The organism is uncultured Oscillibacter sp. (assembly GCF_910579365.1).
In the GTDB taxonomy this organism is placed as follows: domain Bacteria; phylum Bacillota; class Clostridia; order Oscillospirales; family Oscillospiraceae; genus Oscillibacter.
The window spans coordinates 1-21,024 of the sequence record NZ_CAJTUX010000049.1 but is presented as its reverse complement, the minus strand read 5'-3'; the positions used below and the strand labels follow the sequence as shown (position 1 = coordinate 21,024).

The window sequence follows — 21,024 nt, the reverse complement described above, 5'->3', positions numbered from 1 at the left end:
TTCCTCCCATATCGCTGCTATTTGGTTATTTCTGGTTAACTTAATGGCATTGCTCGGACCAGGGGGTATTCACAGGCGTGGCGCCGCACTCCTCCACAAACTGATTCCAGTCCGGCTCACACCAAATCGTCAGGCCCGCCATTTCATCGGGGGAATGTACGGCTTTCTTGGTCGTCAGCAGCTGATAACCGCCGCCGCCGGTATAGGACTGCGCCAGCACCTTGACGCCGCTGAACTCCTCCAGGACCTGGGGGAACTTTTCGCAAAAATCATAGGACAGGGAAATCTGTCCCTCCGCAGGGATACCGGCGGTCAGCAGCTTCCACTTTTCGCTGATGTTGTAGCCGTCGCTGGCCAGGCGTTTCGCATCCGCAATGTCGGCGATGCCCGCCATGAGCTGCTGCATCTCCGCGTTAGAATCCAGCAGAGTACAGCTATAATAGGGCTTGAAGGTCAGACGGCCGCCTGACTTTTCCGAAACCTTGCCGCACCACTCATCCCAGTTCATGGTCATGAAGTTATCGGCGGCATTTTCCCAATTTACTTTCAGCTCATAGGTTTTCTCTCCGCCGCTCTCGGTTCCTGCGGCGGCTCCGCCGCCCGCACTGCCGCCCTTGCCGCCGCTGCTTTCACCACCGCAGGCCGCCAGACTGCACACCATTGCCAGTGCCATAACCAGTGCTAAAAACTTTCGCATGCCTTTTCCTCCATCCATCTTTTGTCCGATTTCGCACCCGGGCCCCGCCCGAAAATATCCGCCGTCCAGGCACTTTGACATTATCCAAGCAAGGGTTGGCGTGCGCCGCTGAATATCCGTCAAATGGAACAATTTCCACCGGATATTGACAATAAAAATAGTATCATTTTTCCCTCCATCCGTCAAATAAAGGAAATGAATACGCCTCTATAACCAGCTCTTATATCGCCGCCGTCAGATCTTCCCCATTTGTGTTGACAAGCCGCCCCGGTTTGTGGTAAAGCTTTTATGGCAGGGGGAGGCGCGTCATGAAGCTCTTCCCCCGTCCTTGAATCAAAGGGAGGGCAGACGATGCGTATTCAGGTTTTCCACTCGGTAAACTCCGCCTTGTATTTCTGGACCGGAACGACCGGCCTTTTGGTGGACGGCATCCACGGCGGGCCGGACGGCTTCTCCCCGATGCCGGAGTCCATGACCGCCCAGCTGAAAACCCGCGGGGGCATCTTTGCCCATTTGGACGGCGTACTCTTCACCCATACCCACAGCGACCACTTCTGCCGCGAGGCGTTCAATGCGGTACTCCGCTGGAAAAATCCCCCCGGCGTCTATGGCCCCGGCGTGCCCGAGTCCAGTATTCCCGTTCATCCCCTCCGCCCAGGCATGGTGCGGCTGGAGTTCCCGGGATTGAGGGTCATAGCCCGGAATACCGTCCACGACGGGAAGGACAAGGGGCATCCTCATCAGTCTTACCTGCTGGAGACGGAGGAGGAGACGGTCTTCATTGCCGGAGACGCCTTTCTTTCTCCGGAGGACGCCGACGCCTTTCTCTCCTGCGGCACGCGGGGAATCGACGCCGCGTTTTTCAACCCCTATCAGCTGAACCCCCGCTTCGGTGCGGCCCATATTCGCCGTCTTTGTCCCCGCCGGGTGTTCGTGATTCATCTTCCCCTTCCCCAAGACGACATATATTATCATCATCTGCTGGCGGCCCAGCTTCTCAAGCGCTATCCCACGGATCTCCCCTCGCCGGAGATACTGCCCCACATGGCCTGGCTTGACGGCAATGCCCCGCAGTGGTGAAGCACTTCAAGGGCAATTTGCCGGACGGTGCGCAGAGGCGGCACAATATCCACCGCTGTGAGATCATTAACATGCCCGGCAGCAGCTACAGGCCCGGGTACCACCAGTCCATTCAAAACCAACCTTTTCCGCTGGCATACTCTTGGCGTAATTTGGCCTATTTTCTTGACTGCTTACACTGCCAGCTTATTTAACGCTCATGAAAGGGCGGCAATCGTAGCCGATTGCCGCCCTTTTGCCGTGCTCTAACCGGTTATTTGGTTGTTGTCCCTGCGGGGAGGGAGCCTTGGCGATGAACTTCTGGATCTGGCCAGCATCGTCCAGCAGGGCGGCAGCGCGGACGGCATCGACCCGCTGACCCTTCGCAACCGGCTGGATGCGCTGACTGCCCAGCAGGCGGAGCTGCTGGACAAGGTGCTGGAGGACATGGAGAATGAGGAACTGAACGCCCAGCTCAAGGCGATCATGGAGGAGAAGCAGGCCATCCTGGGGCGGCTTGGAGCAATCCAGCAGGATGAGGAACAGCGGGCCGGTCAGGAGGCCAGACTGCGGGAGCTGGCGGAGTGGCTGAAGCAGCAGAAGTCCGAATTTGCCGAGTACGATGATTCTATCACCCGCAGGTATGTGGAGAGGATCAGCGTTGTGGATGCCGAAACCATCCGCATCAAGTTCCGATATACCGATGTTGAGATCGACAGAACGATCAGAAAATAACAGGAGATCACACATCATGGAAATTTATATCACGGGAGACCTTCACGGAGATCTCCGGCGCTTCCAGCCGGGAATCTTCTATGTGCAAGAGGGCCTCATAAAAGAGGACCTCGTTCTGGTGGCAGGTGACTTCGGCTGTGTGTGGCATGGCAGTGAGCGGGATGACGAGGGCCTGGACTGGCTGGAGGGACGGCCCTTCCCCACGGCCTTTGTGACAGGGAACCATGAAAACTACGATACCCTGCGAAAATATCCGCTGGAGGAGTGGAGAGGCGGAAGCATCCGGCGAATCCGCCCCTCGGTGATCTTGCTGGAGCGGGGCCAAATATTTGACCTGGGTGGAAAACGATTCTTCACCATAGGCGGGGCCAGCATCCATGACATCCAGGATGGCATCCTGGAGCCAGACGATCCTCTGATTAAGAAAAAATGCAGGGAGCTGGACGCCAGGGGCGCGATGTACCGTGTAAACCACCTGGCCTGGCGGAAAGAGGAACTGCCCAGTGAGGAGGAGTACCAAACTGCCAGGACCAATCTGGACAGAGCGGGCTGGGAGGTGGACTACATCATCACCCACTGCTGTCCCTCCAGTGTGCAGGACATATTCAGCGGCGGGCTTTACCAGAGGGATGACCTGACAGAGTTCTTTGACGAAATACGCCAGCGGTGTCAATTCAAATACTGGTTTTTTGGACACTACCATGAAAATATGGTCATAGAAAAGAAATATGCGATGCTGTACGAACAGATTATCCGATTGAAGCTGTGAAATCCGATTGAAGCTGTGAAAAACGTCCGGCAGGGCGGGAACAAGATAAGTTCCCACCCTGCCGGAGGTTTTTCCGTTGTAGCCACAATTTCTCCCAGGTGGGGCAATATGTGTCCGAAACCCTTGCGCCGTAACGCTTACCCAGGTGCATCTTTTTTATCTACAGAAGGAAACGGTATCAATATTAAGAGGGCCTCCTGAACCGCCCATCGCAGGGTTCCTTTTGTCGCCGTTGAGATGTATCTTCCCTTCTTATTTCCCTGCAAGAATCATGTGCCCTTACCTTATATCCGGCGAGGCGGCAGCCGCTTTGCTCTTTATAAAACAGCTGCCGCCGCCTCCCTAGATTTTCCATCCATAAGGTAAATCTTGTCATCTGAATGAGACTATGATAGAATAGTATGGGTTAGTAAAAACAAGCAGGCAAAAACCTGCCCCGAAGCGGCGCGGAGCACCCTCGGGACGGACTATGGAGGTAGAATTTTGATATGAAAAAACCTTTAAGACTTATTGCAGCCTTATTGGCGTTCTGTGTTGCCGCCGCCACGTTTCCACCGGTGGGGCTGGCGCTGGAGGAGGACGATTTGCGATCCGGCGGCAGCACTTTAAATGAAATGATTGAACAAGCCAATCCAGGAGACACTATCACTCTGACAGACAATGTCTCCTCAGCCGCTCAGAACGATCAAGCCCCTTGGGTCATCAACAAAAACATCACTATCGACGGCCAAAATCACAGCATCAATGTTCGGGCAACCGGCATTCTGCTGGGCGCGGACGTAACGTTTCGAAATGTACAATTGGACCTTACAAGCGCCGATTGCCGCAACGCGATTATAGCAAACGGATACACGTTGACTCTGGACAGTGTGACCGCCACAAGTTTCTCTGCCAATGTTTTCTGCGGCACGCTGCTGCCGGCAAGCCACGAAACTTATGTTACGGTCCCTACGCCCGGCGACTCCCACACCGTCAATATCCTGGGGAATACGAATCTTCAAGGCCGAACTACCAACAGCCTGGGTGCAGCCAACATCTTCGCGGGCAGCCTGGCCATGGGCGGCCTTGATGGCAACCATAACGGAGCGGACGACAACGGAGCCGAAAACACATTTCCCGGAGATGTTACCATCAACATTGAAAACAGCGCCGGCAGCGCCGCCTTGGGAACCGTATACGCCGGCGGCGGACAGCAGAGGATTCCGGTTGGCGAACAGAGCGGCAAAGTGACCATTCCGGACCCTGACAAATACAGAGTCGGCGGTACCGTCACCATCACCGGAGCGGCCATCCCCACCGTGAGCGGCGCAGGCTCCGGCGCGACAAATGTGGTATATCAGGGCAGCGGCAATCAGGCCACGAAAACCTTCGGGGATATCTCCAGCCTGTCTGTGGAATCGGGCAACCTGGTTCTGCAAAACGGAAGCAGTTTCCAGACCCAGCCGTCCCTTTCTGTTTCCAATGGCGCATTTTTAAACATAAAGGACCTGGGAAATCTTTCGGTTTCCAATTTTCAAGGCGGCGGTTCCCTGATTTTAGGCCAAAATCAGACCCTGACCATTGAGAACGGGGTGACCGGAACCACCAAGATCGGCATTGGCTCTATTTTTAATAACGCTTCGCAGACGCTCCCCTTGGAAAACCACACCTACATCAAGGCCCCCCAATCCCAGGCCGGCGACTTTGTACTGGTACCCTACGGCAGCAACCCCAATATGACGCTGGTGCGGGACGGCAGCGGCAGCTGGACAGCTTCCAGCAGTTCCTCCGGCGGGGACGAAAACCGGGTGCAGAATTTCAGCTTTGACACATTGGAAGTAAGCGCGGGTCCCGGCAAAGAGGCCGAATTTCCCTTAACCGTAACCAGCAGTACCGAAGGCGCTCTGTATCTGGATTTCATTCCTCTGAACATCACGATCAATGACAGACCGGCCAACCGGAGCTCCGAAGTTATAGATGGTGAAACTTACTACAAATATACAGACCGCAACGGATATCTGTCGTCCCTGAAGATTATTGCAAACTCCCTTTATGTCATTTCTGATGCCGAATACGGCACTGCCGATAGCCCGTACACCATAGGGATCACGGTTCCCGCAGCATATACCATTGACAATAAAAATATGACCCGAACCGCCGTGCTGAAAGTTGAAGACGGCGGCACGACAGACCCGGAAGTCAAAACCATCCCCGTCCCCACGGCAAACACCGGCCTGAAATGGACGGGAGCGGAGCAGACCGGCGTAAACGAGGGAACCGGCTACACCCTCTCCGGAGATTTCAAGGCCACCGCTGTAGGCAATTACACCGCCACCGCCGCACTGGAGCCCGGCTATCAGTGGACCGGCGGCTCCACGGACCCGCAGACCATCTCCTGGAGCATTGCCAAGGCCGATGGTCCCGCCGCCCCCACCGGCCTTGCAGGGGTTGCCCCTGCCGCGGCGGGCGGCGCGGACGGAAAAATTACCGGAACCACCTCCGCCATGGAGTACGCGGCGGACCCGAGCTTTACGAATTCGCAGGAATGCGGCGGCGGCGAGACGGTCGGACTTTCTGCCGGAATCTATTATGTGCGGATGAAGGAAACCGCCACCCATGAGGCGGGCACGTCTACCTCCATCACCGTCCCGGCCCCCGGCGCGGCAACGGTAACCGGCATTTCCGTCAGCAGCACTGCCCACAAAACCGAGTATACCGCCGGCGAGAGCCTGGATGTGACGGGCCTGACCATTGAGGCCGTGTACTCCAACGGCGACCGGCGGACCGTTCCGGTCACGGCGGATATGGTCAGCGGCTTTGACTCCAGCGCCCCGGCGGAGAGCCAGACCCTCACCATTACTTACGAAGGCAAATCCACTTCTTACGCCGTCCGGATTACCCCCACCCAGCAGCCCGGCGGAACGAAACACCAGGTGACGGTCAGCAACACCGGAGAAGGAGGAACCGAGGCCGGGGCCTATGACTACGAGGAAGGGGCCAGCGTCACCATCCGCGCAGGCAATAAGAGCGGCTATACTTTCGCGGCCTGGGAGGCAACCGGGGTAACGCTCGCCAACCGCAGCGTTCCGGAGGTGAGCTTTCAGATGCCCGCAAACAACGTAAGCCTTCACGCCATCTGGACGCCGGACAGCGTCACCCCGCCTGACGGTCACACCCACGCCTGGAGCCCGGCCTGGCAGTCTAATGAAACCCATCACTGGCACGACTGCACGGCTTCCGGCTGTTCCATCACCCAGGACAGCCTGAAGAGCGGCTATGCCGCCCATGCTGCCGGGGACTGGGTGGTGGACCGGCCCGCCACCTCCTCCCAGAGCGGAACCCGCCACCGGTCCTGCACCGTCTGCGGCTATGAGATGATTCGGGAGACCATTCCCGCCACCGGCGGCGGCTCCTCCGGCGGAGGTTCTTCCTCCGGCGGCAGTTCCTCCTCTGGAGGGAACTCTTCCTCCGGAGGTTCTTCCGGCGGCACAACGGTGAAAAATCCCGACGGCTCTACAACCTCCACCAGCACCAACAAAACCACCGGCACGGTGACAGAAACTACAAGGAGGCCCGACGGCTCCAAAACGGTGGTGGAAACCAAAAAAGACGGCACAGTCACCACCACCGGCACAACAAAAGACGGCTCCACCGTCAAAACCGTGGCACGGCCCGACGGCTCTACGGAAACCACCGTAAAACAGGCCAGCGGCCTCACCGCCTCCGTCCAGGCCAACCAGTACAGCGCCAAAGCCGATGTCCGGATTCCCTCCAACGTGTTTGAGGAGAACCCGCGAGGCAGCGTGGCCCTCCCCATCCCGGCCCTGCCTGGGGAAAACGCTTCCGTTACCGTCCACACCAGCAGCGTCCGGACGGCAGCGGTGGAAATTCCCGTCTACGGAACCGGCAATACCACGATTGCCTGTCTGGTCAACCCGGACGGCTCGGAAACCATACTCAAAACAGCCATTTTCTCCGGGGGACAGATAACCGTCAACGTTTCCGACGGGGCCACAATCCGCATCCGGGAGAACGGAAAGAACTTCCAGGATACCCGGAGCCACTGGGCCAGGAACGCCATCGACTTTGTCTCCGCCCGGGAGCTGTTTTCCGGCAAAACCCCCAGCATTTTTGCCCCGGATGCCTCCATGTCCCGCACTATGCTGATGACGGTGCTGGCCCGGCTGGACGGTGTGGATACTGCCGCAGGATCCGCCTATGAAACGGGCATGGCATGGGCAGTGGCGCAGGGAATCAGCGACGGACGGAATCCCGACAGCCAGGTAACCCGGGAGCAGTTCGTGGCCATGCTGCACCGCTATACGGGCAGTCCCGCCGCCACGGATCAGGAGCTGCATTTCAGCGACATAGAAAAAATCAGCGCCTATGCCCAGGAGGCGGTGCGCTGGGCCGTGGAAAACGGTATTCTCAGCGGCTATGGGGACGGTTCTTTCCTTCCCGAGGGAAGAGCTACCCGCGCTCAGGCGGCAGTAATGCTGGAGCGGTATGTGAACTATTTGAACCAGCAATAAACATTCCGGCCGGGGCCGGCGGATTCTGTAAGGTCCGCTGGCCCCGGCCATGTCCCGGGAAATCCTCTTCTCCCCTTCGCCAGCTGCCGCAGGGGATTGGAAACGGCGCCTTCTTTCCCTCAAGATCCGGAAAAAAGGGGCCGCTCTTTTCTTGTCCGTTTGCGCCGGGCGCTCTGCCGCCATTCTCCGCCGCTTTTGAAACCCGGAATCCTGCCCGCGTATTTCTTCTACAACCGCCGCAAGTGCAGAAAGCCGCACCAAGCCTTACGGCCGGTGCGGCTCCCCGAAGATTCTTTGAACGGCGGTTTATTCCTTCAGCCGGAACTTGGCAACCATTTCTCTCAGCATGGCCGCCTGGCCGGACAGCTCCTCGCTGGCGGCGGCGCTGGCCTCCGCTGTCGCCACGTTGCTCTGCACTACGTCGGCAATCTGCTCGATTCCATGGGTAATTTCCTCCGCGTTGACGGTCTGCTGCTTGGTATACTCCGCGATGCCGCTGATCAGACTGCTCATTTGGTCAGCCTGCGTCACTACCGACAGCATGGATTCTGACGTATCCTGGGCCGCCTGCACGCCTTCATCCATGGACTCCACCGTCTGACTCAGCAGCGCCGTGGTCTCCTGGGCGGCCTGAGAGGATTTCCCGGCCAGGTTGCGGACCTCGTCCGCCACCACCGCGAAGCCATTTCCGGCGGCTCCGGCCCGGGCCGCCTCCACGGCGGCGTTCAAGGCCAGGATGTTGGTCTGGAAGGCGATGTCCTCAATGGTCTTGACAATTCGGTTGATCTCGCTGGACCTGTCGCTGATCTTCTGGATGGCCTCGGTCAGGTTCCGCATCTTTTCGCTGCTCTCCAAAAGGCCACCCTTCACGGCTTGGGCAATGCGGTCCGCCTCCAGAGCGCCCTGGGCGACCTTGTGCACGCTGTCGGATACGGCGTCAATATGACCGGCCAGGGTTTCCACCTCGGCGGACTGCTCGCTGGACCCCTGGGAAAGGGTCATGGCCCCGCTGGAGACCTGCTCCGCGCCAGCCGCCACATCCCGGGAGGCGGACCGCAGTTGGCCCATGGTACCGTTCAAGGCCCGGGAGATTTCCTCCAGAGAGTTCTTGATCTTGGCGAATTCCCCGGCGTACTCGTTTTGCAGCGTAAAGGTCAGGTTTCCCTCCGCAATCTCGTACAGCGTCCGGGATATCTCGTCGATGTACCGCACATAGTCCCGAAGCCGGAGGGTAACCCGGTTGAAATCGTCCGCCAGCACGCCCAGCTCATCCTTGGACTGATAGTGAATCTCCTGGTTCAGATCGCCCTCGGCGATTCGCGTGGCCGCGCGGCTCAGTTCCGCCACCGGCCGTCCGATGACGCGGCGAACCTGGATGATGACCAGAACCAGCATGGCCGCCACCGCCAGAAGCGCCAGAAGCACCACCGTCACCGCCAGCTGATAGAGCTCCTCCAGAACCTCGGCCCGGGACACATAGGCCACGGCCTTCCAGTCGCTGCCCGGTATGTCCGCCACCTGAATGTATGTATTGTCGCGGATGGTCAGCCCGGTGTTCCCCTGGCGGATCTGCTCCGTGGCGTAACCGTAGACCCCGGAGCCGATCTCACTCAGCTTCTTTCCGGTTATGGAGGGGTCCTGATGGCCAATGATGGTGTCCGTGCGGGTGTCCACCAGGAAGATGCCGCCGGTCTTCTCCAAGCGAATCTCGCTGACAATTTCAGAGATGGAATCCAGATAGACGTCCGCCGCCGCCACACCGCGGACGCTGCCGCCCCGGGTCTTCAGCACGCCGGAGGTGCCCACCACGTAGGACTGGCTGTCCTCATCAAAATAGACGTCGCCCAGAATGAAGTCCTCCGACTGGACGCCGTTTTGGTACCAGGACTTGGTCAAGGCGTCAAAGTCCGGTCCCGGCACAAAGGAGGCGTGATACAAAGAGCCGTCCGTCAGGGCAATGTACAGCCCCGCCGGATAGGAGCTGTTCGGGTCCACGGTGTGCTTGATATATGTCTCCATAGAGGGGATGTCCATGTCCTCATATTGGATGGTATCCCGCTGGAGCTCCAGCGCAGTCAGGGTCTTGTTCATCCAGGCCCGGGTCTCCTGAACCGTTTTTTCCGTTGTGGCCTGAATCAGATTCTCGCTCTTTTCAAGCAGCGCGCGGGACATCTGGACGTAGACAACCGCCAGCAGAAGCGCCACCGCGATGACGACGCTGCCGATAATCGCGGCCACGAGCTTTCCGGTGATACCCCAGCGCCCGCGGGCGGCGGACGCGTTCCCTTTATTCTTGGTTCCCTTTTTCATAGGCTCATTTCCCCTCACAGATTCTGTTTTTTCTGTCCAACCCAAATGAAAAACAGCGGAATGCGGTCCCGCAGGCTTCTGGCCCGCCGTTCCTCACGGAGGTTGCCGCGCATAGGCGAATAAGCACCGTTATTATATCAGGCGACGCGGGAAAGCACAAGTCATCCTGGAAGAAATTATGCGGAAACAGTCAATGGGAGGGCTCTTGACCGAAACGGATTGCGCCTTCCTGAAACAAAAATTTATTCGGCGGCTCTGGAGTTGTCCGCCTGGATGACGAGGAAGATTTGGAGATTCTGCGGCGCGGCCCTCTTTCCCTCTCGGATTCCCGCCTCCTTGAAAGACCAGGTCCTCTGCCGGATGGCAGAGGACCTGAGTCTCGTTATGTGTTTTGCAGGCTCCGCTGAAGCAGTCCCATCAGCTCCTCAGCGTGGCGGTAAGCGTCCTCGCTGAGCTCCCGAAAGAGCTTGGCGAGACAGGGGTCCAGGGTGTCCTCGGCGGAGCGGGCATAGTTCATGCCGCTGCACGCGGCGGCGTGGTAGCGCTCCCTCAGGGCGGGGCACCAGCGGCCTACGTAGATGCGCTCCGCGCTGACGCTGGGGCGATAGCAGCGTCCGGTGATGAGATAGTGGGCCGCCATCAGCTTTCGGGCGTGGTCCTGGAGGTCCGCCGCTATGTCCCGCAGCCGCTGCCGGGCCCAGGAGGGGGCCTGCCGGGTCAGAGCCTGCATAGCGCGGCGGTCCGACAGCGCCGCCTCAATATAGCCGGTGAGCACCTCCAGCATCTCCGCCGCCTCTGTGCCCATACAGCAGGGGTTCCGCTCCGCGCCGGGGAGCTGGCTCTCCTGCTGAAAGGCCGGCCCGGGCTCCGCCGGAATGGGGACGGCGGGCGTCTCCGGAACGGCGGGAACCGGGGCCGCAGGACGGGCGGCGGCCTCCGACCGCGCCGCCGCGGCGGGATAAGGCTCCAGATTCGGGGCTACCCGCTGCCAAATCCGGTCATACTGGCGAAAATCATAAACTTCCGGTGTGTGTATCGTCTGATCCATGAGGGTCCCTCCTTTTCTTCCCAGTCTATGCCGGCGGGAAAAAACGGTTACTGTCGTATATGCAACAGATATAAGAGCCGTTTTTGGGTAAAATAAGAGGGAAAATCCAGGGCAATGCGTTGCATTCTGCTGTCATATCTGCTAGAATGCTGTCGGATACAGCAAGCAAAGGAGGACCCCTCATGCTGGAACTGAAACACCTCAGCTACGCCGTCCATGAAGACGGCGGAGAGCTGGGCATATTGAACGATATCTCCCTCACCGTCGGCGACGGGCGGCTGGTGGTCTTCACCGGCCCCAACGGCGGCGGCAAAACCACCCTGGCCAAGAGCATCATGGGCCTGGTGAAGCCCACCAGCGGGCAGATTTTCTGGAACGGACAGGACATTACGGACCTCGGCATCACCCAGCGGGCAAAGCTCGGCATCAGCTACGGCTTTCAGCAGCCCCCCCGGTTCAAGGGGCTGACGGTCCGGGACCTGCTGACCCTGGCCAGCGGAGACGAAACGCTCTCCAAGGACCGCTGCTGCCAATACCTCACCCGGGTGGGCCTCTGCGCCAACGACTATCTGGACCGGGAGGTGGACGCCTCCCTCTCCGGCGGCGAGGTCAAGCGCATTGAGATTGCCAGCATTCTGGCCCGGAACGGGTCGCTGATGATCTTCGACGAGCCGGAGGCGGGCATCGACCTGTGGTCCTTCGCCCGGCTGACGGAGACCTTCGAACAGCTTCACGCCGCCGGGGGCGCCACCATGATTATCATCTCCCACCAGGAGCGGATCATCTCCCTGGCGGACGAGGTCATCGTGGTGGGAGACGGGCGGCTCCGCCACCGGGGGACCCCGGCGGAAATTCTGCCTCAAATTTTGGCGGACACACTGGGCGTCTGCCCGGTACTGAAGAAGGAGGCGATGGCCTAATGATGGATACAGAGATCGACCGCGGCCTGCTGGAAAAGATCGCGGACCTCATCGGGAAGCCCGTGGGGGCCTTCAACATCCGCAAGGACAGCGGCTGCGACGGCCGCCAGTCCACGGAGCATATCGAAATCACCTCCAAGGAGGACAAGCCCGGCATTGACATCCGCATCAAGCCCGGCACCGTGGGCGAGACCTGCCACATCCCGGTGATCATTACCAAGCCCGGCATTCGGGAGACGGTGTACAACGACTTTTTCATTGGCGAGAACTGCGACGTGGACATCGTGGCCGGCTGCGGCATCCACAACTGCGGAGACCAGGAGTCCCGTCACGACGGCGTGCATACCTTCTATGTGGGCAGAGGCTCCAAGGTCCGTTACACAGAGAAGCACTACGGGGAAGGCAGCGGCAAGGGCGGCAGGATCATGAATCCGGAGACGGTGGTCTATCTGGAGGAGGGCGCCTCCATCCAGATGGAGACGGTCCAGATCCGGGGTATTGACTCCACCAAACGCACCACCAAGATCGTCTGCGGCAAGGGAGCGGAGGCGGTGGTGACCGAGCGTCTTCTGACCCATGGGGAGCAGACGGCGGAGAGCGACATGGAGATCATTCTGAACGGGGAGGATTCCAAGGGCCGCGTCATCTCCCGCTCCGTGGCTCAGGACCGCTCGGAGCAGGTGTTCTATCCCCGGATGGTGGGCAACGCTCAGTGCTTCGGCCATGTGCAGTGCGACTCCATCATCATGGGGGAGGCAAAGATCAAGTCCATTCCCGCCATCACCGCCAACTGCACCGAGGCCCAGCTGGTCCACGAGGCGGCTATCGGCAAAATTGCCGGAGACCAGCTCTTGAAGCTGGAGACCCTGGGCCTCACCGAGGAGGAAGCGGAGGACTGCATTCTCAAGGGCTTTCTGGCGTAAAGCGCCCGAAGCGGCTTTGGGCGCCGGTTTCCTCCGCTGCGGATGCAAAAAACAGCGCCGCCAGAACATTTGGTTCCTGGCGGCGCTTTCGTATTAGTTCATAGGATTCTCACTTCAAGAAGATTCTGCTGTCCTCGACGTGGATGTTGCACTCCTCTTCTATCGTGGTAATTTCTTCCGTCAATCTGCCTATCTGGACATCCAGGTAGGGGTACAGCTTTTCGCACCGGATTCTCCCCTTGCTCTTTTTGTCCAGCGCTCTTTGCACGGTCTTCAGTTCCTCCGTCAGTACTTTTTGCCTTTCAAAATAGAGGTCCCGCTGTTCCACGAGCTGGTCCAGAATTGTTTTTTCGCCCTCCGTAATCCGGACGCCTTTTCTCCGCAGGCCGGTGATCGACTCCCACAGCACGTCCAAGGTCGACTGCACCTTCGCCAACTCGCCCTTGATGCGCTCCCAGGACTCCGGAACATGGGGCGGATAGCCTATGGAAAACCGGCTGCGGCCCCCGGCCAGATTGCCGATCCGCTGGCACAGGACGCTGTCTCCCGCCCGAATCTGGCTGTCCACAATCATCCCGCGCCCGCTCATGGCATAGACCATGCCGCCGCAGCGAATGACGCTGTTTGAGATCGTCTCCGCAATGACGCTGGTTCCGGCGTTGATTTCCGCCCATTCCGCCACCGGGGCCTGCACCTGACCGGCCGCGCTTAAAAAGGTCTTGCCGTTCGTCCCATAAATCCCCTGCTGGACCCGGATGGTTCCGCCTGTGGAGATCACCCGCGCCTGCCCCATCTTTCCGTTGATTACAATTTCGCCGGAGGCCTCCACCTCCACTCCGCCGTCCACATTTCCACCTATATAGAGGTTGCCCGAAATCCGGAGCGCCCCTTGAAATTGGTCCAAATCCCCGTCAATGATCTTCTGCTCGTGGATACAGAACTGGTCGTTCTCAATGTACAAAATTCCATCTGCGCCGGCTGTCAGCGCCTGCCCGCCCCGGCCAATGACGGTGTTCTTTCCCTTGGGCACATGAGCGCTGGCGGCCTGCGGACCGGGGAGACACTGCCCCGTCACATCCGTGCCGTCCGCCCCCGCCCTCGGGGGCCGTATCAGACAGATGACCGCCCCCTTCCGAATGGGCTGGAGCTGGATGTCCTGCCCAAAATCCACCTCGCTCCCATTCTGCACTTCCAGGCGCATATTTTTCCGCCGCTGGAACAGCTCCGTCACCTTGCCGTCTTCCCCCGCCTGGGGCAGCTTCCCCCGCGCCACGGGAAAAATATGAAGGTAGCCAAGGGCAAACTCCTCCTGGATTTCCTGTTGCAGGACGCCATAGTGGATCCCCTCGTAGTGCATGTCCCCCAAAAACTCCTCCAGGGTAATCCCACTCCCGTCGTTCTCCGGCGGAAGCAGACACGCAAAGGCGCTCATCCGGTCCCTTGACAGAAAAAACTTCGCTTCCGCCCTCATGGGCTGCATGTCGCCGTCCAGCGCCTTCTTATACCGGGCTCTGCACGCTTCCTTCAGCGCCCAGACAAAATCGTCCACCGTCTTGGCATCATCCGGATACTGCGCTTTCACCTCTTTGCTCGATGCGTCCAGCTCTGAAAACATCTTTCTGTAAGAAGTAGGGTGAAACGACTTTCTTTCCTGTTCGCCCGTCTCCCCTGAGACAAAACGATCAAAGATGGACACCCTCATCCCCTGCCTTTTCTCACTTCAAATTGATGATTTTGTTCCGCATGCCGGAAATCCCATTTTTTGCTCAATAATTTATATTGTACCATTCCTATGAAAAATTATCAAGTATTATTCTACCCATTTGCGAGACATATTCCAGATAAATGAAGCCCTCCGAAAATCATTTCATGACAAATTCGCGGCATTTGACGGCAAGCGGATTGCCTCCCCGCCCCATATCTGCTAACCTGGTAAAAAAGCGTGGTGATGAGCATGATAAAATTCGCGGTCTGTGATGACGAGCCCCAGATGTCCCAAGAAATCGCCGGGCTTCTGGCCGCCTATCTGGAAGAAAACCGGATCGACTCCTATGAGATCAGCCGCTTTTCCAGCGGCCGCTCCCTACTGGAAAGCGGCGGCGGCTTCGATCTGACGTTTCTGGACATCCAGATGGAACCGCCGAACGGAATGGAGACCGCCAGGCGGCTGCGCCAGCAGGGAGACCGGACCCTGCTGATCTTTGTGACAGTTCTGGAGGAGTGCGTCTTCGACGCCTTTGAGGTGGAAGCCTGCGGTTATCTTGTCAAGCCGCTGGAGGCCGCCCGTTTCAAGCGCACCATGGACCGGGCCCTCAGACAGCTGGAGAGGCGGAGCGCGAAAACCATGGTCGTCCGGCGGGGAACCGCCTGCGAGGTTGTCCCGCTGGAGGAAATCGTATACTGCGAGGTACAGGGCCGGAAACTCTACCTGCACCGAAGCGGCGGGGCGGTCATCGACTATTACAGCCGCCTGGAGGAGCTGGAACGCTGCGTCGACAGGCGCTTTTTCCGATGCCACAGGAGCTATCTCGTCAATCTTGACTACGTGCGCGGCTGTCACGGCGGACAGGTTCTGCTGCCCCGGGGGGAGGCCATCCCCGTCTCCCGGCTGCGGGAGCAGGACCTGACGCGGGCCCTCCTGCGCCATATGAAGGAGAGGGATTTTTGATATGGGCGCTTTCAGCTTGTGGCTCAACGGCCTGTGCCTGGCGGGACAGGCTGTGCTGCACCTCCTCTTTTCCTGCCTTCTGACCGGAAAAAAGCGGCGGGTTTGGCACTTTGCCGCGTATCTCGGCCTTCTTTGCGCCGTGGACGCCGTCTCCGTCAGGCTGGCTCTTGACGGCATGCTGTCCGCCGGCATCTGCGTGCTTCTTCTATACAGCGTGAACCGTCTTGCCCTGGGGAATCCCCGGTTCGTGTCCTGGACCGCCGCGGTCCTGAGCGTCTACATTTCCCAGCTTTCCTTCGGCGTTATTAATTCAATAGAGTCCGCCGTCTTCCCCGGCTTTATCGGAAGTCCCCTGCTCTATCCTCTGCTCCTGGCGGCGCTGGCGGCGTCCTTCGCTGTCTGCGCCTGCTGCTACGCCGCCGTGCTGAAGCTTTTGTCCCTGAAGGAGGACCCGTACCTGGGGCTGCTTTTGTTCCCGGGCCTGTTTTTCCTTGCCGCGGAGCTGTATATCCTGCATACCTCTTACAGTTTTTCCGTCTCCTCTCTCTCCCAGGAAAACGCCGGGAAGCACGGCGCGCTGCTGTTTTTGCAGGTCATGGGACTGGCGGCGCTGCTTTGCACCTTGTACGCGTACCGCCACCTCTGCCGGGGATTCCAGGCCCAGGCGGCCCTGCGGTCCCTCACCCAGGCGGCTGAGGCGCAGAGAATTTATATCGCCGAGGCCCAGAAACGCTATGAACAGACCCGGGCTTTCCGGCATGACATCAAAAACCATCTGTCCGTCCTGAGCGGCCTGCTGAACGGCGGAAAGCCGGAGGAGAGCAAAACCTATCTGAAGAAACTGGAAACCGTTTCCGAGGCGCTGTCCTTCCCCTATCAGACCGGAAATCCTGTGGTGGACATCCTTCTGGGAGAAAAACTGGGTCTGGCGCAGGGGATTACAGCGGAGGTCTCTCTGCATCTGCCCCAGTCCTGCGGGATGGATGACTTTGACCTGTGCGTGATTTTTGCCAACGCCTTGGACAACGCCATCCAGGCTTGTCAGTCCGGCGGCGGAACGCCGTCCATCCGCATCACCGGAAAGCGGCAGGGGGATTTCTACATGCTGACCTTTGAGAACACTTGCTCCGACGGCCCCCTGCCCCCGGCGGGAACCGGGCTTTCCAATATCCGAGCGGCGGCGGAAAAATACCGCGGAGCGGTGCTGACGGAAAAGGCGGACGGACGTTTTTCTTTAAACGTGCTGCTGAACATTTCATGACGTTCAAACGGCATTTCAATTCGAACGTATTGAAACTCTCCTCCCGGTTTTGTAAACTGGTGAACGGTAAAAGCCGCTCCATCCGTCTGTTTACCAAAAAAATGTAAGGAGGAATGCTCCATGACGCCTGTTTCCGGCGTAAGCACCGGCGCTGTCCGGCCTTTAACGGCAGCGGAAAAAGGAAAGGAAGCTCTTGACGTCCGGCGGACCGGGGAAACCACCCAAAACCGAAAGCCCGCAACAGACGAATACGTACCGGAGGAAAAGCGGGAACCCTTTGGCCGCTACTGGCTGGGCAGGGACGAAGACGGCCGGCCTAAGATTTATTTTGACAATCCGGAGCGGACGGCGGAAAGTCCCAAACCGCCGGAGGACGCCCCCGGCGCGGAGAAGCCTGAGCCGGACAAGGGCCCGGAGGGTCCGGAAAAACCGGGCCGAAAAAAAGAGGAGCGCTGCGTCTGCAACACCGACCAGGTTGACCGCGAGATTGAACAGCTGAAAAGGAAGAAAGCGGAACTGGAACAGCGCGCCAGCGCCGAGACCGACGCGGCCAGGGTCAAGGACCTGGAGCGGCAGCTGGCGCAGACAGAACGGGAACTAAGCGAAAAGGACAACGACGCTTACCGAAAGCAGCACAGCACCTTCACGCCGCTCGCCTGATTTCCGCCCCGAGGCGCTGCGCGGCAGGACCCCTTCAGAATATGAAATCTCAAAAAGCGGCAGCGGCCCGGGAAACCCTCCAGTTTCCCGGGCCGCTGCCGAAGCCTTCGCCCCGCGCCATTCCCCGGCTCCGCGTTTCTCCGCAGAACCGTTCAACTCCCTCGCTCTCCCGTGTCCAGCCTGCAAAAGGCCTTCCGGGAATAGGCCGCCGTCAGCGCAGCCGCTGCCGCCGCCCCCAGCAGCACGGCCCAGGCGGGACGCCGCTCAAACAGCGCTCCATAGAGGGCCTGCCCCAGAGGCGACGCGCAGTTGGACACCGCCATGATGAAGGCCATCACCTTCCCCAGGAGCTCCGGCGGCGTCTGCCCCTGAACGGCGGCGCTGAGCACCACCACTAACATCGTGGACAGGATCATGATGGCAAAACTCATGGCCGTCACCCCCCAGTAGCCAACGGAGGCCGGGACTCCCGGCAGCAGAGCCAGACCCATGCCCGCCGCCGTCAGACTGGCGGCCAGCAGCAAAACGCCGCCCCGCCGGAGCCGCAGCCGTTTTCCCAGGCACGCCGCCAGAAGCCCGCCGGCCAGTCCCCCCAGACCCATGCCTCCCTGGGTGAGCCCCAGGCGGCCGTCGCTCATGCCCAGCACCTGAACCACCGCCACGGGAATGCCCACAATCAGCGCTGCGGACAGCACCAGGTTGAACAGCGCCAGCACCAGCACCACGGACAAAAACACCGGCCGCTCCCGGCGGATAAACCGCCAGCTCTCCCCCAGGTCCCGCCGCACCGTGGACAGCACGCCGCCCCCCGCGCCGAGGGGCCGGTGGGGAATGCGGATGAACAGCTCCATCACGGCGGAAAGGGCGAAGCACCCAATGCTGACCCACAGAATGGGCCGGATGCCAAACGCCCCGAAGAGCACGCCGCCAATCACCGGCCCCAGCAGGCCGGAGAGCGTATTGACCATGTTGATGACGGCGTTGGCCCCGGTCAATTGCTCCGGCCCCGCCAGAAGCGGAATGCTGGCCTGCACCGCCGGCTGATAGGCCCCCGCGATGCCGTACAGCAGCATGAGGCAGACGACCATCAGCGGCGCCAGCGGCACTTTCCCCAGCAGGAAGGTGAACGCCAGCATCAGCGCCGCTGTGAAAAAGTCCAGGGAAACCATGACATTCCGCTTGTTCACCCGGTCCGCCACCACGCCGCCCACGGGAGAACACAGCACGGCTGGAATGAACGCCGCCGCCCCCACCGCTCCAAACAGCTGGGCGGATCCGGTCTGCCGCAGCAGATAGAGGGGCAGGGCGAAGCGCAGGATGGCGCTGCCGAAGAGGGATATAATCTGCCCAATGACCACCAGGGTGAAGTCCCGGCGGAACAGAGACGTCTCGTTTGCTTTCATCATCATTCTCCTTTTATAAACCGACCGTCGGTTTTTATATGTTGAAAAAGAAACTGCCCGGCCGCGGCAGTTCCCTTTCCGACCTCTATTTCTCCAACGCGCGGGCCAGCTCCGCATAGCCCACCAGCGTGTTCAGAATCTCCTCGTCAATCAAGTCCGTGATGCCGAATCCCTCAAAGAGCTGGTTGTATATGGCGCACCGGGCCCGGATTTCCTCCGGCGTGGAGGCCTGGACAATGGGGTTGATCCAGACGTCTGACAGCATCATCATGGCCTCCGCCAGCTCTCGGGGATGCTCCGTATGAATCGAGCCGTCCGCCATGCCCTGGCGGATAATGGGCTCCACAAACTCCGGCACTACCTCCACAAAAATGCTCTGCATCTCCGTGGCCAGAAACTTGGCGTTGTCCAGAAGATACGGCATCATGCAGAACATCTTGGCCTGCCGCTCCGGATGGAGGGAGGTTTTGAAGATGGTCCGCAGCTTTTCCAGGCCGTTCAGCGCGCCGTCGTCCCGTACTTTGGAGAGAACCTCGGCGTTCCGCTGCCCGATGCGGTCACAGACGAAGTAAAAAATGTCCTCTTTCGACGTAAAATGATGGTAAATCGCGCCCTTGGACAGGCCGGTGGCGTCGATGATATTCTGAAGGGAGGTCTTGTCATAGCCCTTTTCAATAAACAGCCGCTCCGCCGTGTCCAGAATCTTCCGCACGGTTTCCTCCGGATATTTATTCCGCGCCACGAGGCCGCCCCTCCCCTCAAACAGACCATCAGTCTGTTTATATCATAGCACCGCCGCCCGCCGGTGTCAAGAGAAATTTCCGGCGCGGCAGACCAATGGAAAATTTCATCAGGCGTATTTTTGCACCAGAAGGGAAACCTTAGAGAAAACGTTCCCCTTTTCAGGGACGCCGGGCCGCCGCCGCCTCGGGGCGGCCCCGCCGGATTTCCGGATTCACTTGATTTGTTCACACTTTTCCTGTATGATGAAATATGAATAAATTTCCAGCAGAGACAAAGAAAGGAGCATCCCATGCCGTTTACATTTCAATTCGGCGGCTTTGACCCCGGCGCTTTCGGAGGCGGCTTTAACCCTGAGGGCTTTCAGGGCGGAGGCGCGAATCCCCGCCCCCGCAAGGCCCGCAAGCCCCGCCGCGCCATGGGCAGCGCGTTCAGCCGCACCCTGACCAACCTGGCGGTCACCCTGGTTTTCGGTCTGGTCTATTTCTATCTGGAGCTTCCCGCCCTGAACCTCCACGCCGAGGAGTTTTATGTCTTCGTCTTCCTCCTCTGCGCTGTGTACTGCGTCTGCGCCGTCTTCACCTCCGGCTTTCAGGGCGACGGCAGCATCAAGGGTTATTTCCATTTTGTGCGCAAGCAGTGCGCCGTTCCCTTCCTGGCGGTGGTGGTCCTGATCGTTATCCTGGCCCTGGGCGCTGTGGCCAGCTGGGTGGTACTGCGGGCGGGGAGCTATTCCAAGCTCCTCCCTATTCAGGCCGGGGACTTTACCGCCGAGGTGGAGGAAATTTCCTATGACCAGATTCCCATGCTGGACGCGGACTCCGCCACTCAGCTGGGCACCCGGAAACTGGGCGAGCTGGCGGACATGGTTTCCCAGTTTGAAATCCTGCCCACCTATACCCAGATCAACTACCAGGGCCGCCCGGTGCGGGTGACCTCCCTGCGCTATGGGGACCTCATCAAATGGTTCACCAACCGGGGAGACGGCCTTCCCGCCTATCTCATCATCGACATGGTGAGCCAGGAGGCGGAGGTGGTCCGCTTGTCGGAAGGCATGAAATACACCACCGCCGAGCATTTCGGGCGAAACCTCTACCGGCACCTCCGCTTCAACTATCCCACCATGATGTTCGACGATCCTGTCTTTGAGATTGACGAGGAGGGGACCCCCTTCTGGGTGTGCTCCCGGATCGTGCGGACCATCGGTCTCTTCGGCGGCGTGGACGTCAAGGGCGCCGTGCTGGTGAACGCCGTCACCGGCGAGAGCCAGATCGGAAGAGCGTCGTGTAGGGAAAGAGTGTGTCAGTACGTGTAGATCT

The 21,024-nt window shown here is 59.4% G+C and carries 15 protein-coding genes; 9 read left to right on the top strand and 6 right to left on the bottom strand.

Annotated features, from left to right (window positions below):
• Nucleotides 1-40 precede the first annotated feature (40 nt).
• A complete protein-coding gene (locus tag QZ329_RS11045; protein ID WP_295752546.1) occupies nt 41-697 on the bottom strand; it encodes a hypothetical protein in 657 nt (218 codons plus the stop codon).
• 351 nt (nt 698-1,048) lie between these two features.
• Between QZ329_RS11045 and QZ329_RS11040 the strand changes: the two genes are divergently transcribed.
• The 4 genes from QZ329_RS11040 (at nt 1,049) to QZ329_RS11025 (ending at nt 7,771) form a co-directional block, all read left to right on the top strand.
• The gene (locus QZ329_RS11040) at nt 1,049-1,777 is read left to right on the top strand and encodes a hypothetical protein (protein WP_295752543.1); all 729 of its coding nucleotides are present in this window, start codon (nt 1,049-1,051) and stop codon (nt 1,775-1,777) included.
• Nucleotides 1,778-2,041: 264 nt separating this feature from the next.
• On the top strand, nt 2,042-2,491 hold the full coding sequence (locus QZ329_RS11035) for a hypothetical protein (protein ID WP_295752540.1): 450 nt from the start codon (nt 2,042-2,044) through the stop codon (nt 2,489-2,491).
• A gap of 16 nt (nt 2,492-2,507) precedes the next feature.
• A complete protein-coding gene (locus QZ329_RS11030; RefSeq protein ID WP_295752538.1) occupies nt 2,508-3,260 on the top strand; it encodes a metallophosphoesterase family protein in 753 nt (250 codons plus the stop codon).
• Between the two features lie 488 nt (nt 3,261-3,748).
• Nucleotides 3,749-7,771, top strand: coding sequence for an S-layer homology domain-containing protein (locus tag QZ329_RS11025; protein WP_295752536.1), 4,023 nt, complete (start codon nt 3,749-3,751; stop codon nt 7,769-7,771).
• Nucleotides 7,772-8,077: 306 nt separating this feature from the next.
• Here QZ329_RS11025 and QZ329_RS11020 read toward each other — a convergent pair whose 3' ends face one another.
• Nucleotides 8,078-10,081: a methyl-accepting chemotaxis protein gene (locus QZ329_RS11020; protein WP_295752534.1), complete on the bottom strand. Its 2,004-nt coding sequence runs from the start codon at nt 10,079-10,081 to the stop codon at nt 8,078-8,080.
• A gap of 382 nt (nt 10,082-10,463) precedes the next feature.
• Entirely contained in the window at nt 10,464-11,129 is a 666-nt protein-coding gene (locus tag QZ329_RS11015; protein WP_295752531.1) for a ferritin-like domain-containing protein, read from the bottom strand.
• Between the two features lie 182 nt (nt 11,130-11,311).
• Here QZ329_RS11015 and QZ329_RS11010 point away from each other — a divergent pair, with 182 nt between their 5' ends.
• Together QZ329_RS11010 and QZ329_RS11005 are read left to right on the top strand one after the other, a co-directional pair.
• Nucleotides 11,312-12,049 carry an ATP-binding cassette domain-containing protein gene (locus tag QZ329_RS11010; RefSeq protein ID WP_295752528.1) on the top strand — a complete coding sequence of 246 codons (738 nt, stop codon included), beginning with the start codon at nt 11,312-11,314 and terminating at the stop codon, nt 12,047-12,049.
• Between the two features lie 2 nt (nt 12,050-12,051).
• Complete coding sequence (locus QZ329_RS11005; protein ID WP_295752550.1) at nt 12,052-12,972, top strand: SufD family Fe-S cluster assembly protein; 921 nt, start codon at nt 12,052-12,054, stop codon at nt 12,970-12,972.
• 109 nt (nt 12,973-13,081) lie between these two features.
• Here the strand turns inward: QZ329_RS11005 and QZ329_RS11000 are convergent, their stop codons facing one another.
• Nucleotides 13,082-14,587, bottom strand: a complete 1,506-nt coding sequence (locus QZ329_RS11000; RefSeq protein ID WP_295752525.1) for a FapA family protein — start codon at nt 14,585-14,587, stop codon at nt 13,082-13,084.
• A gap of 339 nt (nt 14,588-14,926) precedes the next feature.
• Here QZ329_RS11000 and QZ329_RS10995 point away from each other — a divergent pair, with 339 nt between their 5' ends.
• The 3 genes from QZ329_RS10995 to QZ329_RS10985 all read left to right on the top strand — a co-directional run bounded on the left by QZ329_RS10995 (nt 14,927) and on the right by QZ329_RS10985 (nt 17,561).
• Complete coding sequence (locus tag QZ329_RS10995; RefSeq protein WP_295752521.1) at nt 14,927-15,640, top strand: LytTR family DNA-binding domain-containing protein; 714 nt, start codon at nt 14,927-14,929, stop codon at nt 15,638-15,640.
• Between the two features lies 1 nt (nt 15,641).
• Nucleotides 15,642-16,901 carry a GHKL domain-containing protein gene (locus QZ329_RS10990; RefSeq protein WP_295752518.1) on the top strand — a complete coding sequence of 420 codons (1,260 nt, stop codon included), beginning with the start codon at nt 15,642-15,644 and terminating at the stop codon, nt 16,899-16,901.
• A 120-nt stretch (nt 16,902-17,021) separates the two neighbouring features.
• Nucleotides 17,022-17,561, top strand: a complete 540-nt coding sequence (locus tag QZ329_RS10985) for a hypothetical protein (RefSeq protein WP_295752515.1) — start codon at nt 17,022-17,024, stop codon at nt 17,559-17,561.
• Between the two features lie 152 nt (nt 17,562-17,713).
• Here QZ329_RS10985 and QZ329_RS10980 read toward each other — a convergent pair whose 3' ends face one another.
• Together QZ329_RS10980 and QZ329_RS10975 are read right to left on the bottom strand one after the other, a co-directional pair.
• The gene (locus QZ329_RS10980; protein ID WP_295752512.1) at nt 17,714-18,970 is read right to left on the bottom strand and encodes an MFS transporter; all 1,257 of its coding nucleotides are present in this window, start codon (nt 18,968-18,970) and stop codon (nt 17,714-17,716) included.
• Nucleotides 18,971-19,049: 79 nt separating this feature from the next.
• On the bottom strand, nt 19,050-19,706 hold the full coding sequence (locus QZ329_RS10975; RefSeq protein WP_295752509.1) for a TetR/AcrR family transcriptional regulator: 657 nt from the start codon (nt 19,704-19,706) through the stop codon (nt 19,050-19,052).
• Nucleotides 19,707-21,024 lie beyond the last annotated feature (1,318 nt).